General features: G+C 39.9%; 10 protein-coding genes and 2 pseudogenes. 5 read left to right on the forward strand and 7 right to left on the reverse strand.

Annotation, left to right across the window (positions count from 1 at the left end; translation table 11 throughout):
- Positions 1 to 23: 23 nt before the first annotated feature.
- The 4 genes and pseudogenes from CYAN7822_RS32735 to CYAN7822_RS39955 form a co-directional block, all read right to left on the reverse strand.
- Entirely contained in the window at positions 24 to 302 is a 279-nt protein-coding gene (locus tag CYAN7822_RS32735) for a hypothetical protein (protein ID WP_013325555.1), read from the reverse strand.
- Positions 303 to 324: 22 nt separating this feature from the next.
- The gene (locus tag CYAN7822_RS32740) at positions 325 to 2,112 is read right to left on the reverse strand and encodes an ABC transporter ATP-binding protein (protein ID WP_013325556.1); all 1,788 of its coding nucleotides are present in this window, start codon (positions 2,110 to 2,112) and stop codon (positions 325 to 327) included.
- Positions 2,113 to 2,181: 69 nt separating this feature from the next.
- Positions 2,182 to 2,751 (reverse strand): hypothetical protein, encoded by a 570-nt coding sequence (locus CYAN7822_RS39950; RefSeq protein ID WP_013325557.1) that lies wholly within the window; start codon positions 2,749 to 2,751, stop codon positions 2,182 to 2,184.
- A pseudogene (locus CYAN7822_RS39955) lies at positions 2,738 to 3,040 on the reverse strand (glycosyltransferase family 2 protein). The gene CYAN7822_RS39950 and the pseudogene CYAN7822_RS39955 overlap by 14 nt, the downstream one beginning before the upstream one ends.
- 181 nt (positions 3,041 to 3,221) lie before the next feature.
- Between CYAN7822_RS39955 and CYAN7822_RS37190 the strand changes: the two are divergent.
- Positions 3,222 to 3,611 (forward strand): reverse transcriptase N-terminal domain-containing protein, encoded by a 390-nt coding sequence (locus CYAN7822_RS37190; protein WP_342635725.1) that lies wholly within the window; start codon positions 3,222 to 3,224, stop codon positions 3,609 to 3,611.
- A 52-nt stretch (positions 3,612 to 3,663) separates the two neighbouring features.
- Here CYAN7822_RS37190 and CYAN7822_RS32750 read toward each other — a convergent pair whose 3' ends face one another.
- The 3 genes from CYAN7822_RS32750 to CYAN7822_RS36480 all read right to left on the reverse strand — a co-directional run bounded on the left by CYAN7822_RS32750 (position 3,664) and on the right by CYAN7822_RS36480 (position 11,242).
- Positions 3,664 to 8,646, reverse strand: a complete 4,983-nt coding sequence (locus CYAN7822_RS32750; RefSeq protein ID WP_013325558.1) for a beta strand repeat-containing protein — start codon at positions 8,644 to 8,646, stop codon at positions 3,664 to 3,666.
- Positions 8,647 to 8,748: 102 nt separating this feature from the next.
- Positions 8,749 to 10,743 (reverse strand): TIGR03032 family protein, encoded by a 1,995-nt coding sequence (locus tag CYAN7822_RS32755; RefSeq protein WP_013325559.1) that lies wholly within the window; start codon positions 10,741 to 10,743, stop codon positions 8,749 to 8,751.
- 256 nt (positions 10,744 to 10,999) lie between these two features.
- A complete protein-coding gene (locus CYAN7822_RS36480; RefSeq protein ID WP_245602862.1) occupies positions 11,000 to 11,242 on the reverse strand; it encodes a hypothetical protein in 243 nt (80 codons plus the stop codon).
- 162 nt (positions 11,243 to 11,404) lie between these two features.
- On the opposite strand from CYAN7822_RS36480, the gene CYAN7822_RS40300 reads away from it, so the two are divergent.
- From CYAN7822_RS40300 to CYAN7822_RS32770, 4 genes and pseudogenes are all read left to right on the forward strand, one after another.
- Positions 11,405 to 11,530, forward strand: coding sequence for a hypothetical protein (locus tag CYAN7822_RS40300; RefSeq protein WP_280990653.1), 126 nt, complete (start codon positions 11,405 to 11,407; stop codon positions 11,528 to 11,530).
- Positions 11,527 to 12,513: a UDP-glucose 4-epimerase GalE gene (galE, locus tag CYAN7822_RS32760; RefSeq protein WP_013325560.1), complete on the forward strand. Its 987-nt coding sequence runs from the start codon at positions 11,527 to 11,529 to the stop codon at positions 12,511 to 12,513. Before CYAN7822_RS40300 ends, galE begins: the two co-directional genes overlap by 4 nt.
- Positions 12,504 to 12,782 (forward strand): annotated as a pseudogene (locus CYAN7822_RS37195) (ATP-binding cassette domain-containing protein); the annotation flags it as partial. The gene galE and the pseudogene CYAN7822_RS37195, both read left to right, overlap by 10 nt.
- 290 nt (positions 12,783 to 13,072) lie before the next feature.
- Positions 13,073 to 14,005, forward strand: a complete 933-nt coding sequence (locus tag CYAN7822_RS32770; RefSeq protein ID WP_013325561.1) for a glycosyltransferase family 2 protein — start codon at positions 13,073 to 13,075, stop codon at positions 14,003 to 14,005.
- Positions 14,006 to 14,009: the final 4 nt, after the last annotated feature.

Here is a 14,009-nt window from a genome sequence, read left to right on the forward strand (position 1 = left end):
GAAACAACTTGTAGCTTTTTATGCTACTTTTTGAAGTGCGGAATGTGGGTTAAAAAAGAAACATAAGGAAGAAAATACATACCTATATCCTCAAAATATTGGGATGAATCTGATAGTGTATCTAGATTATTTATCCATTTCAAAATATTTTCATGCTCATTATACCACTTTAAAGGATGAGGTTTGTAATCAATCGTTCCTTCATAGAGAAGTTTAATTCCAGGTTGGTTATTCAAAAAATAACATAATGAAAGCGAGCTACAGCGGCCAGTTCCTAACTCAATAATTAATTTTTTATTCATTTTTATTTTTCTTTAAAGTATTCTAACGTTCTACATTACCGTATTGTAACTGATAAAGCTTAGTAAATAAAGAATTATTGTTCAATAAATCTCGAAAACTACCCTGTTCTACAAGCCTGCCTCCATCCATTACAAGAATTTGATCTGCTTTTTCAATTGTTGATAAACGATGAGCGATGACAATCACAGTTCGATTTTGACTGAGAAGACTAATTGCTTCTTGAATTAATTTTTCTGAAATAGTATCAAGAGCATTTGTTGCTTCATCCAAAATTAAAATTTCAGGATTACACAAAATTGCACGAGCAATTGAAATACGTTGTCTTTGTCCTCCAGAAAGTTTGATGCCTCTATCTCCTACAAATGTATTATATCCTTCAGAAAGTTCACAGATAAATTCATGAGCATGAGCTTGTTTAGCTGCTCCTATAATTTCTTCTTCGGTTGCCTCTGGACAACCATAAGCAATATTTTCTTTAACTGTAGCGCTAAAAATATGCACATCTTGACTCACTAGAGAAATATGACTGCGCCATACAGCTAAATTAAGTTGTTTGAGCGGATAATCATCGATATAAATTTCTCCTGATGTCACATCATAAAAGCGAAAAATTAAATTAATTATAGTTGATTTACCTGAACCTGAATAGCCAACTAAAGCCGTCATTTTACCTTGAGCTATAAATAGAGAAATGTTTTCTAGAGCTAATTTATTTTGAGTAGGATAAGAAAAATTAACAGCTTTAAAAGTCATGCCTTTTTTTAAGTTTTTAAAATCAATATTTCCTGATACTATATAAGGTTTTTTATCTCGTTCAAGTAAGGAAAATACGGATTTAACATAAGGACTTAAAGCAATGACTTGAGTTAAGTTATAATTTAATTTTTGCACTTGCGGTTGTAAGCGATAAAGCATAAAAATAAAAGTGATAAGTATAGGTAAACTAATCTGAGCATAGAAGGCAATTAGCATTATAAATACCAGTGTCGCTACCGATAATCCTTCAGTAAAAGGTTCAATCACTACAGATTGGATACGTAGTTTTATAGACTTATCTCGGCATTGTTTAGAAGCTTGAAAATAACGGTTTTGTTCGTAGTTCTCTCTTCCAAATACTCGTATAGTTTTAATTCCAGTAAAGGTTTCTAAGGTTAAGTTACTTAAGTAACGATTGGCTTGTTGGAATTCTCGTGCCAACGCTTTTATTTTGAGGGTCAGAGTACGAATTAATCCAGAAATTAACCCAAATACCAATATCACTAATAAAGTTAATTTCCACGATATAAATAATAGAAATAAACTAAAAATAACCAACATACATAAATTTATAATTAGCCAAATTAAATAAGTTAATGCTTGGCTTGCAGAGAAAGTTTCTTGAGTAATTAAGTTTAAAAGTTCACCACTTTTATTGATATCCCAAAAGCTCTGACTGACCGTTATTAATTTTTCAAATACTGCTATACGTAACTGATGAAGAGTATAATCTTGCAACCAGTAACAAAGTAGCGTATAAAGATAGGATAAAATAACTTTAATTAAAATTGCTACTAAAATACATAATATTAATAATAAGATTTTTTGTTCTGGTTTAAAATTAATTAAGTATTGCTCAACATTTTTAAAAAAGACGTTATTTATTTTTGAATAATTCCCGGATAATAAATACAAAAAAGGAATAAGTAAACTAATTCCTATACCCTCAGCTAGAGAAGCGAAAATTCCTAAAATTATAATTAATGGAATTCCCCAAGGATAAAGCTGTATTAAGGGATTTATAATTTTAATGGTTTTAATTAATTGTAGCATTTTTCACTAATTTTAATTTTTTTTTACAAAACTATATTTTTAAAAAAGCTGATAAAATGAGAAAATAAACTAACGTAAATATCTTTTTGCTTCCTTCATAAATATTCTGAAAATATGAAAAAATGATAAGGTGTTTTCTAGAGCAGTTATTAGGGATTTCATTAGATAAATAATCATGAAATCGTAGGCTTTTAACCGCCAACATAATTTAGTTACATCATAGTAGGTATAAAATTTATTGGCTTGGTAATGTTTAGCGGCTAAATCCGATGGTAACTTTCGCTTAATCACTGGATCTAAAAAAAATATTTCTCTAGACTTGTTCCAGTTTTTTACCAGTTTAGAAATCGGCAGTTGGGTTTTATTTGTATGATGACGACGAATTTCAATAATGGGATCTTCTCCGATAAATATAAAGGGGCCTTTAGCAGTCAGACGACACCATAATAACCAATCTTCACCAATATTCAAATGAGTTACAAAATCTGCTTCATTTAAAAATTTACGCCTAATACAAACTCCTCCCATACAAAAAATTCCCCGTTCGATAATGCGAGGGAACAGATCAATAGGGATCAGATCATCCACAATTGAATCCGGTTCAAAGCTCACATTATTTTGCCTATCAAATTCTAGCATTTTTCCATAAGAAGCAACAGCTTCCGTCCTTTTCTCTAGAGCTAAGTATAATCAAAGTATTTGGTTTACTCCGAGCATCGGCATCTAAAAAATAAATGTATTTTCCTTGAGAGTGCATAAACCCAGTGCGTTTTGCTAATGCTGAACCCTGATTTTCTTACTCAATCAATTTGATTCTTGGACCTTTAAGTATATAATCTTTAATAATAGTTTTAGTCTTGTCAGTTAAACCATCATTGACAATAATCATTTCCCAACGGCTAAAGGACTGTTTTAGAATGCTATTGATCGCTTCTTCAAGGTATAGCTCGGCATTATAAGGGGAGCATCACATTTTTGTAAAAACCTAACTAAAAGCCAACTACTGCAAAGGTTTCAGCCGCCTAAAAAAAGTTAGAGTGCAAAAATGGGATGCTCCCATGAAAACAGCTAAAAGCAACAAGCAACCAATAATAGAATAATGGAAATCTATCAATTGGAAAATTGTTGAAAAAACTGTTTGGAAGCTTCAAACGAGAATATACAGTGCATCACGTCAAGGCAATATCGAGCGAATTCGCCAACTCCAGAAAACACTCCTTAACTCGTACTACGCCAAGCTGTTAGCGGTACCTCGGGTGACACAAAAGAATCAGGGAAAACGGACGGGTGGGGTCGATGGAGTCAAATCCTTAACCCCAAACGAACGACTAGAACTGGCAGGGCGTTTAAAACTTACAGGTATGTGCCAACCCACTCGAAGGGTATGGATAGATAAACCTGGAAAGACTGAAAAACGCCCACTATTAATCCCAACTAGGACTTACGCAGTAACTCTACTTGTAGGAAGTGTCCCACAGACGCATCCAGCCATAGCATAGATAGTGTCTTAAGTGCGGATTTGTGCGTAAGTCCTTAAAACCTCGAATCAGGCTAAATTACCACAAAATCCGCCGAGGTAATGAGACTAGAATTAATTCCAGTCAGAGAAGCCAAGGTTTCACTACCAAACTTAACTAGGGTATTGCTACCACTAGCAGTAATGGTCAATTGTCCAAAGCTTAAACCCCCGGACAGACCTATTTTATCTATCCCATCTTGGAAGTCAGTAATAGTATCTGTACCATCACCGATGCTAAAGATGAAGTTATCAGCACCATTACCTCCTATGAGAAGATCATTCCCCTGACCTCCGGTTAGATCATCTGCTCCATTGCCTCCATTAAGGGTATCATTGCCGACTCCTCCATAGAGGATATCTTTACCACTACCTGTAGAATCGTTATCATCCCCACTTAACAGGTCATTGCCGGCACCGCCATAGAGGGTATCAGTGCCATTGCCACCCATTAAGGTATCATTACCCGCTAAACCGTAAAGAAGATCTTTACCATTGCTTCCGTTAATGTAATCATCTCCTGCGCCCCCAGTGATAGTATCATCCTCATTGCCGCCATTAAGGTTTAAACCAGTAACAGGAATTACATTAACCGTCACTGTAGCGGTACTGCTAAGGCTACCATCGCTCAGAGTATAGCTAAAAGTACCATTCCCTGTAAAGCTATTAGCGGGGTCAAAGACGATAAAATCATCGCTGGTATTAGCAGGAGTACCGTTATCATTGAGAGTCGCTGTACCACCGACCAGGCTATTAACCTCTGTAATACTTAATGTAGAACTATCCACATCGCTATCATTAGCTAAAAGGCTAGTCACAGATATAGTAACAGGAGTATTTTGGTTAGTGGTAGTGCTGTCATTGACGGCAACAGGAGCATCATTAACTGGGTTAACGGTAACATTAACTGTCGCGGTGCTAGTACCTCCGTTTCCATCAGAAATCCTGTAGGTGAAGGAGTCTGTACCGTTGAAGTTAGCGTTAGGCGTGTAAACTAACAAGTCATCGGTTGTATCCCCTGGGGTTCCGTTATTGTTGAGGGTAACAGTGCCGCTATTTCCTTGGGTAAAGCTATCGATACTTAAAGGATTACCATCAACATCAGTATCATTGCTCAGTACACTGATGCTAACCGCCGTATCTTCATTAGTGGTAGCGCTGTTATTAACGGCAACAGGAGCATCATTAACTGGGTTAACAGTAACATTAACTGTCGCGGTGCTAGTACCTCCGTTTCCGTCAGAAATGGTGTAGGAGAAGGAGTCTGTACCGTTGAAGTTAGCGTTAGGCGTGTAAACTAACAAGTCATCGGTTGTATCCCCTGGAGTTCCGTTATTGTTGAGGGTAACAGTGCCGCTATTGCCTTGGGTAAAGCTATCGATACTTAAAGGATCGCCCTCTACATCAGTATCATTGCTTAGTACACCGATGCTAACCGCCGTATCTTCATTAGTGGTAGCACTGTTATTGACGGCAACAGGAGCATCATTAACTGGGTTAACAGTAACATTAACTGTCGCGGTGCTAGTACCTCCGTTTCCGTCAGAAATCCTGTAGGTGAAGGAGTCTGTACCGTTGAAGTTAGCGTTAGGCGTGTAAACTAACAAGTCATCGGTTGTATTTCCTGGGGTTCCGTTATTGTTGAGGGTAACGCTGCCGCTATTGCCTTGGGTAAAGCTGTCGATACTTAAAGGATTGCCCTCTACATCAGTATCATTGCTCAGTACACCGATGCTAACCGCCGCATCTTCATTAGTGGTAGCACTGTTATTGACGGCAACAGGAGCATCATTAACTGGGTTAACGGTAACATTAACTGTCGCGGTGCTAGTACCTCCGTTTCCGTCAGAAATCGTGTAGGAGAAAGAGTCTGTACCGTTGAAGTTAGCGTTAGGCGTGTAAACTAACAAGTCATCGGTTGTATCCCCTGGAGTTCCGTTATTGTTGAGGGTAACAGTGCCGCTATTGCCTTGGGTAAAGCTGTCGATACTTAAAGGATTGCCCTCTACATCAGTATCATTGCTTAGTACACCGATGCTAACCGCCGTATCTTCATTGGTGGTAGCACTGTTATTAACGGCAACAGGAGCATCATTAACTGGGTTAACAGTAACATTAACTGTGGCGGTGCTAGTACCTCCGTTTCCGTCAGAAATCCTGTAGGTGAAGGAGTCTGTACCGTTGAAGTTAGCGTTAGGCGTGTAAACTAACAAGTCATCGGTTGTATTTCCTGGGGTTCCGTTATTGTTGAGGGTAACAGTGCCGCTATTGCCTTGGGTAAAGCTGTCGATACTTAAAGGATTACCATCTACATCAGTATCATTGCTTAGTACACCGATGCTAACCGCCGTATCTTCATTGGTAGTAGCACTGTTATTAACGGCAACAGGAGCATCATTAACTGGGTTAACAGTAACATTAACTGTCGCGGTGCTAGTACCTCCGTTTCCGTCAGAAATCCTGTAGGTGAAGGAGTCTGTACCGTTGAAGTTAGCGTTAGGCGTGTAAACTAACAAGTCATCGGTTGTATCCCCTGGGGTTCCGTTATCGTTGAGGGTAACAGTGCCGCTATTGCCTTGGGTAAAGCTATCGATACTTAAAGGATTACCATCAACATCAGTATCATTGCTCAGTACACCGATGCTAACCGCCGCATCTTCATTAGTGGTAGCGCTGTTATTAACGGCAACAGGAGCATCATTAACTGGGTTAACAGTAACATTAACTGTGGCGGTGCTAGTACCTCCGTTTCCGTCAGAAATCGTGTAGGAGAAAGAGTCTGTACCGTTGAAGTTAGCGTTAGGCGTGTAAACTAACAAGTCATCGGTTGTATCCCCTGGGGTTCCGTTATCGTTGAGGGTAACAGTGCCGCTATTGCCTTGGGTAAAGCTATCGATACTTAAAGGATTACCATCAACATCAGTATCATTGCTCAGTACACCGATGCTAACCGCCGTATCTTCATTGGTAGTAGCACTGTCATCAACCGCTACAGGGGGTTGGTTAGCAATAACAGGAGCATTCTCGAAGTACAGGATATCGCCATTATAATTCCCCACAAAAGCATCGAGATCTCCATCTCCATCGAGATCAGCTAAGGTTGGGGAGGCAGCATTTCCCACATTATCGAGTCCGAAGGGGTTGGTAAGGGGGGCAGCAAAGCTAGGGCTACTCTTAGAACCTGTGTTCTCATAGTAGAAAGTATCGCCATCACGATTCCCCACAAAAGCATCGAGGTCTCCATCTCCATCAAGATCAGCGAAGGTGAGGGAAGCAAAATATCCCACATCGGAGAGTCCAAAGGGGTTGCTAAGGGGGGCAGCAAAGCTAGGGCTACTGCTAGAACCTGTGTTCTCATAGTAGAAAGTATCGCCATAGCCATTCCCCACAAAAGCATCGAGGTCTCCATCTCCATCAAGATCAGCGAAGGTGGGGGAGGCCACATTTCCCACATCGGAAAGTCCAAAGGGGTTGATAAGGGGGGCAACAAAGTTAGGGCTACTCTTAGAACCTGTACCTGTGTTCTCATAGTAGAAGGTATCGCCCTTAAAATTCCCTACAAACGCATCAAGATCCCCATCTCCATCGAGATCAGCGAAAGTGGGGGAAGCAGAATATCCCACATTATCGAGTCCAAAGGGGTTGGTAACGGGGGCAGCAAAGCTAGGACTACTGCTAGAACCTGTGTTCTCATAGTAGAAGGTATCGCCATAGTTATTCCCCACAAAAACATCGAGGTCTCCATCTCCATCAATATCAGCGAAGGTTGGCGAGGCAACATATCCCACATCGGAGAATCCGAAGGGGTTGGTAAGGGGTGATAAAAAGTTGGGTGGAGCCGCCGTATTGTCGGTTACTCCCTCAACAGTGACCGTAACCGTAGCTGTCTGAGTAGCTGTCCCATCGGAAACCGTGTAAATAAAGCTATCTTGTGCCGTTTCACCGGTATTGAGGGATTCAAATTGAGCGTTGGGGTCGTAACTATAAGACCCGTCAGCGTTGAGGGTTAAGAGGGCACCCGAGGTCAGGGTAATTTGAGTCCCAACACTGCCCGAAACACCATTAACAGCGACGATTGTCAAGGTGTCGGCGGCATCGGGATCGCTGTCGTTACTTAAAACGTTACCCGTAAGCGCCGTATCTTCATTAGTAATAGCACTGTCATCAACCGCTACAGGGGGTTGGTTAGCAATAACAGGAGCATTCTCGAAGTACAGGATATCGCCATCAAGATTCCCCACAAAAGCATCGAGGTCTCCATCTCCATCAAGATCAGCGAAGGTGGGTGTTGCAGAAGTTCCCACATTGGAGAGTCCGAAGGGGTTGGTCACGGAGGCAGTAAAGCTAGGGCTACTGCTAGAACCTGTGTTCTGATAGTACAGGATCTCGCCCTGATTATTCCCCACAAAAACATCGAAGTCTCCATCTCCATCAACATCAGCTAGGGTGGGGGAGGCATAAGATCCCCTATAGGAGAGTCCAAAAGGGTTGGTAAGGGGGGCAGCAAAGCTAGGGCTAGTGCTAGAACCTATGTTCTGATAGTAGTGGGTATCGCCATAATAATTTCCCACAAAAGCATCTAGGTCTCCATCTCCATCAATATCAGCGAAGGTGGGGGAGGCATACGATGTCACATTGGAGAGTCCGAAGGGGTTGAAAGAGAAGTCAGCAAAGCTAGGGCTACTGCTAGAACCTATGTTCTCATAGTACAGGGTATTGCCCTCATAATTCCCCACAAAAGCATCGAGGTCTCCATCTCCATCAATATCAGCGAAGGTGGGGGCGGCAGAGGCTATCAGATAGGAGAGTCCGAAGGGGTTGGTAAGGGGGGCAGCAAAGCTAGGACTACTGCTAGAACCTGTGTTCTCATAGTACCGGATATCGCCATAATCATTCCCCACAAAAGCATCGAGGTCTCCATCTCCATCAAGATCAGCGAAGGTGGGGGCGGCAAGAGATCCCACATTGGAGAGTCCGAAGGGGTTGGTAACGGGTGATGAAAAATTAGGCTCACTCATGAGTTAGTTGTCTCCAGATTTAATTGTTGGTTTGATCGACTTATTAGACCTCTGGCATAAAGCCAAGAACATCAATTGCTGTACAGAAATCATCAATTTTTTTTACTTTTGACTTATTTGTGCAAGAAGTTTATTGGTTTGGCGCACTTCCCCTAACCCAATTAAATAGGGAGTCAGGTGTCGTCCGACAAACTGCCACAAACCCGGATAACCGGGTGAAACCGCACCCGTAAGGTAGGGCACATCACTGTTAACTTGGCGAGATATAGCCTCAGCTAACAGAGAAACCCCTCGTCCTTTCCTCTGGAAGGGTTCAGCCATTTCCAGAGTCGTGTAACGAATGGTATCAGAGGCCACCCGATGGGTTAACACTCGACCAATTACCTCCCCCCCATAGCGCAATCCCAGGCTATTTAGGGGTTCTAAGGGGTGATCCCCATTAGAAGTGGAACTTTCTTCTAACCAAGGAAACACCTCAAAAGTTGGAGGTAGGGGATACTTTTGTAACCAGGGAGCTAAGGCAATTTTTTCTGTAGAGGTTTTGCCTAGCACCAAGGTAATTGTTGGAGTTGACCAATTCAGCTTTTGTAGTAGAGGTTCTAAAGCCGCTTTGGTTAATAAACTGGTGTGATAGCTGATAATTAACTCAGTACAGCCCTGTTGGGCTAATTCTTTCTCTAAATAAGCCACTAAGCGAGTCCCTATTCCCTGGTTTCGGTATTCGGGTAAGACGAACAGAGAAATAATTTCCCCTTGTTGGAGATTTAAACGTTCAGCAATGGCAAACCCCACCATAGCGCCAGCTACGGAAGCAGAAAGCCCGGTTACTTCCCCTTGGGGCGGTTGTTTCTTGAAGCGCTTCTGTAAGCGAGGAAAGGTTAATTCATCGTAATCTAGGATATTAGTGCTATTTAGGTGATAAACTCGTTGATATTTGACCTCATTATTACTGATATTTGACTTAGCTCTTGTTTCCTTTACCTCAATAGATTCTGAAGGCAAGCCAGCAATGGGAGGAGTTGCGCCTAAACTCGGGCGCTGTGCGGTGGGTTTGGTAATGATAATCCCGCCACTATTCGGAAATGTTACCAGTCTTTGAATTTCATCTCCCTGTAACCCAAGTGCTTTGGGTTGACGGACTCCGGGCAAAACTACCACATCAAATAATTCTTCGATAACCGTCTCAAAATAGAGCCAATGCAGAGGTTTTCCGGTTGCTAAATCAATCACCATTAAACCACAGCGAGGAGCCTCTCCCTGCTCCCTTAAGCGCTCTTCTAAGGTTAATCCGGTAAAATTCTGGGAACGTAGCTTAGATAGGCCGACAAAGGCGAAATTTCCCCAAAAAGCTAATCCTCGCACAAAACCAGGGCAGAAGGTGAAGGGGACAAATTGCTCTCCCTCTATGTAGCCAAATTCTCCGGTTCCCGAATTGAGTAACCACAATTTCCCCTGATAGTAACGGGGTGAGTGCGGCATAGATAAGCCCCGCGCAATTATTTCATTTTGCGCTACATCTATAACAATTCCGCCATCATGACGACAATTGCGCCACCCGGCTGCCGTATCCGTCGCGCTACAGGCTGTCACGTAAGCTGGTTGCCCCTGAACCATCGCCAAGCCATTGAGATGACATCGGTCTTCCGCTACTAATTTAGATATAAAAGGGGGTTTCCAGCAAGGAACAAAGCTATAATCCTGACTTACTCTAGAAATACAACTAAAATCAGTATTGACAAATTTTAACTCTTGTGTATCGTTAATAACGAGATCGTGAACATTCAGATCCCCTGTAAAATAAGCGCTGCGGGGAACAAAGAGACAATCCGCTTCGTTATAAGTTTCTTCTTCGGACAAAATATTCTGAAATTCCCAGATTTGATAACGGGTACTCAGGTACAAGCGCTCTGTATTGCCAAAAAGACCCATAGGCTTATCCAACAGCCTTTCATGGACTTTTAGCCTTCCTTCAAGACTGCTACCCAGGAAAAGTAAGCGGTTGGTTTGATAGGTGGTAAAAGCAAGACTTAAATGCTGTTGCGTTAACCAGTCAGCGAATTCGGACGAGCAAGCGAGATTTAAAAGAAACTTTTGCATTATATTACTTAACTAGATTTAACTCTCTTGATTTCCTCGATTTTCAACCCCCTAGTAAAGATACATCTTAAGATAGATGTGTGTCAACAAATTTTAGTATAAATACCTTGGTTATCTTGTTGATAGGAGCAGCAAATTTCCATTTAGATGTCTAATAATCGCTTCCATCTCACAGGCTGTTTATCGCTCCCAATTCAGCACTAACATTAGGCTCCATAGCCCAATCGCTTGTTATAAACTGAAGTAATAAAAACGCTCATATTTGACGCAAAGCACCTGATAAGTAGCATGAATTGAGGGTCGAATTCCGTCTTATACTGCATTCATCATCTCCACGACTGTCGAAAACAGTAGTTAAGAGCGTGTACTGAGTTGTAGTGCTTCTTTCAAATAAATCATTCCTTTTTTGAGGAGACAAAACTTTTTCTAGAAGTCCGCGAACCATAACAAATACTGGACTGGCTTCTACAAAACGCTCAAAGACTTGACTGAAAACCATTCTAGCTATTACCCTAATGCGAAAACGGGATTTCTTTACCTAACTACAAATGGGGGCAAAAGACAAGACCTTGAAAGGGCTGTACCAATTCTTTATGAAGATGCACTAAACTAAAAGAAGCCACTCTCCTTGTTCGCTTCGCGTTTGAGTTGGGTAACAAGTATGGGCAATCGTTTTCAAGTTGAAGTCAATGAAAGTTGTGAAGAATTACCTCAAAAAATTCTCAAAGAATTTGAGCTAAAAAAATCTATTGATCCCCTTTACGAACATTTTCTTCTAAATTTATGAGTAAAAAAATATTAGTTACCGGTGGTGCTGGATATATTGGTTCTCATACAGTTAGTAAACTTTCAAAAGCGGGATATAATGTGGTTGTATATGATAATCTTTCGACAGGGTCTGCTTCTGCCGTTCTATCTGGAAAATTAATTGTTGGAAGTTTAGAAGATAAAAACTTACTTTATCAAATTTTTTCTGAGTATAAATTTGATGCTGTTTTACATTTTGCAGCCAGTATTTCTGTTTCTGAGTCTATACTGAAACCTCTTAGTTATTATAATAATAATACCTGTAACACTTTACAGTTGTTACAGTGTTGTCAACTTTTTGGTATTAACCAATTTGTGTTTTCTAGTACGGCAGCAGTATATGGAGAACCAAAAGAAAATCCTATTACTGAATTATCACCAACAGAACCTATTAATCCCTATGGTCGCTCTAAGCTCATGAGTGAATATTTTATAGATGATTATGCTAGAACATCACAATTTAGGTATGTAATTTTACGATATTTTAACGTGGCGGGAGCAGAACTCAAGGCCAACATCGGGCCATCATCTCAAAAAGCCGAACATTTGAGCAAAGTTTGTTGTGACGCGGCGTTGGGTCGTCGTCCTTTTGTAAGTATCTTTGGGACAGATTTCCCCACGCCAGATGGAAGCGCAATTCGAGATTACATTCATGTAGAAGATTTAGCTCAAGCTCATATTGATGCACTGCGTTATCTAGAACAGGAAAATTCGAGTCAGATCTTCAATTGTGGTTATGGACAAGGCTACAGTGTTAAAGAAGTCATCGAAAAGGTAAAGGAAATTTCAGGGGTAGACTTCCCTGTCAAAGAAGCCCCGAGACGAAAAGGAGATCCGGCTTGTGTCATCGCCTGTCCTGACAAAATTCGTCAGATGCTAAGTTGGCAACCAAAATACAACAATTTGGATATAATTATTAAGACTACTTTAAATTGGGAAAAAAAATTAATTAAGAAATTATAATGACTGCAAAACAAGCCCATGCCCATGATTTTATAGTTGAACTTTCTCAAGGATATGATACTTTTGTTGGCGATAGAGGCGTTAAACTTTCTGGTGGACAAAGGCAAAAAATTTCGATTGCTAGGGCTATTTTATGTAATCCGGACATATTAATTTTAGATGAGGCCACTAATTCTCTTTATAATATATCGGAAAAATTGATTCAGTAATCTATTGAATTACTCAGTACAAATCGTACAGGAATTATTATTGCTCATCGTTTATCTACTAGGAGTTACGCACTCCTGATTAAAAGCAACGATTTTATGTCATCCTGAGCCGTGCGCGTAGCGAGGCGTAGCCTAGCCCTGAGCTTGCGAAGGGGCTAGCGAAAGATCTCGGACAATCTCAAACCCTAATAATTTCCTGGAGAGTGCGTAAATCCTAATCTACGATAGAAAAAGCTGATCAAATTTTTGTATTAAACAATGGTAAAATAGTATAAATAGGTTCCTTAAAATCTCTTACAGAAGAAAGTCATTTCTTCAAAAAAAAATATCAATTAGAACAACAAAAGTCAATGGAATTAGTATCTGTTATTATCATTTTTTTCAACGGTGAGAAATTTTTCACCGAAGCCATAGAAAGCATTTTTGCTCAAACTTATGAGAATTGGGAACTTTTTTTAGTGGATGATGGTTCAACTGATAGCAGTACAAAAATCGCCCTAAACTATACTAAAAAATATCCCGGAAAAGTTTATTATTTAAAGCATTCTAATCATGAAAATAAGGGAATGAGTGCTTCTCGAAATCTTGGTATTGCTCATGCTAAAGGCAATTATATTGCTTTTCTAGACTGTGATGATATTTGGATGAAAAACAAATTATCTGAACAAATTGCTCTTTTTCAAACATACCCCGAAGCAATGATGATATATGGTAAATCCCTATATTGGTATAGTTGGACAGGAAAAGAAGAAGACAAGGAACAAGATATTTTTTATCCCCTTGGTGTAACGCCAAATAATTTGATTCCTCCTCCAAAATTATTAATTAATTTATTAAAGTTAAATGTCCAAACTCCGACTTCTTGTAATGCAATTATTCGTCGGCAAGTTTTTTCCGAATTGGGGTCATTTGAAAATCAATTTCGCACCCTATATGAAGATCAAGTTTTTTTTGTTAAAATATTACTTAATTCTCCTGTTTTTGTTAGTGACCATATTTGGGCTAAATACAGACAACATTCTGACAGTTGTACGAATAATATGTTTAATGATATCACTAAAAATATAGAATTATATAGTCAAACTAGGCTTGTCTTTTTAAACTGGTTAAAAGTCTATTTTAAATCACAAAAAGTAAGTCATTTAGAACTCTGGTTTTTGTTAATTAAAGAAATCTATCTATGTCAAAACCCTAAATTATTTCGACGATGGCTTTTACTAAAAAATGCTTTGATGAGTTACTGGAAAAATTTAACCGTTAATTTAATTCAAAGGAACAGTTAATATA

This window comes from Gloeothece verrucosa PCC 7822 (assembly GCF_000147335.1).
GTDB lineage: Bacteria > Cyanobacteriota > Cyanobacteriia > Cyanobacteriales > Microcystaceae > Gloeothece > Gloeothece verrucosa.

Bases quoted from the DNA above. Each gene is read 5' to 3' on its own strand.
- CYAN7822_RS32755 (WP_013325559.1), bottom strand. From the start codon at position 10,743: ATGCAAAAGTTTCTTTTAAATCTCGCTTGCTCGTCCGAATTCGCTGAC.
- CYAN7822_RS36480 (WP_245602862.1), bottom strand. From the start codon at position 11,242: ATGGTTTTCAGTCAAGTCTTTGAGCGTTTTGTAGAAGCCAGTCCAGTA.
- galE (WP_013325560.1), top strand. From the start codon at position 11,527: ATGAGTAAAAAAATATTAGTTACCGGTGGTGCTGGATATATTGGTTCT.
- CYAN7822_RS39950 (WP_013325557.1), bottom strand. From the start codon at position 2,751: ATGCTAGAATTTGATAGGCAAAATAATGTGAGCTTTGAACCGGATTCA.
- CYAN7822_RS32770 (WP_013325561.1), top strand. From the start codon at position 13,073: ATGGAATTAGTATCTGTTATTATCATTTTTTTCAACGGTGAGAAATTT.
- CYAN7822_RS40300 (WP_280990653.1), top strand. From the start codon at position 11,405: ATGGGCAATCGTTTTCAAGTTGAAGTCAATGAAAGTTGTGAAGAATTA.
- CYAN7822_RS32740 (WP_013325556.1), bottom strand. From the start codon at position 2,112: ATGCTACAATTAATTAAAACCATTAAAATTATAAATCCCTTAATACAG.
- CYAN7822_RS32750 (WP_013325558.1), bottom strand. From the start codon at position 8,646: ATGAGTGAGCCTAATTTTTCATCACCCGTTACCAACCCCTTCGGACTC.
- CYAN7822_RS32735 (WP_013325555.1), bottom strand. From the start codon at position 302: ATGAATAAAAAATTAATTATTGAGTTAGGAACTGGCCGCTGTAGCTCG.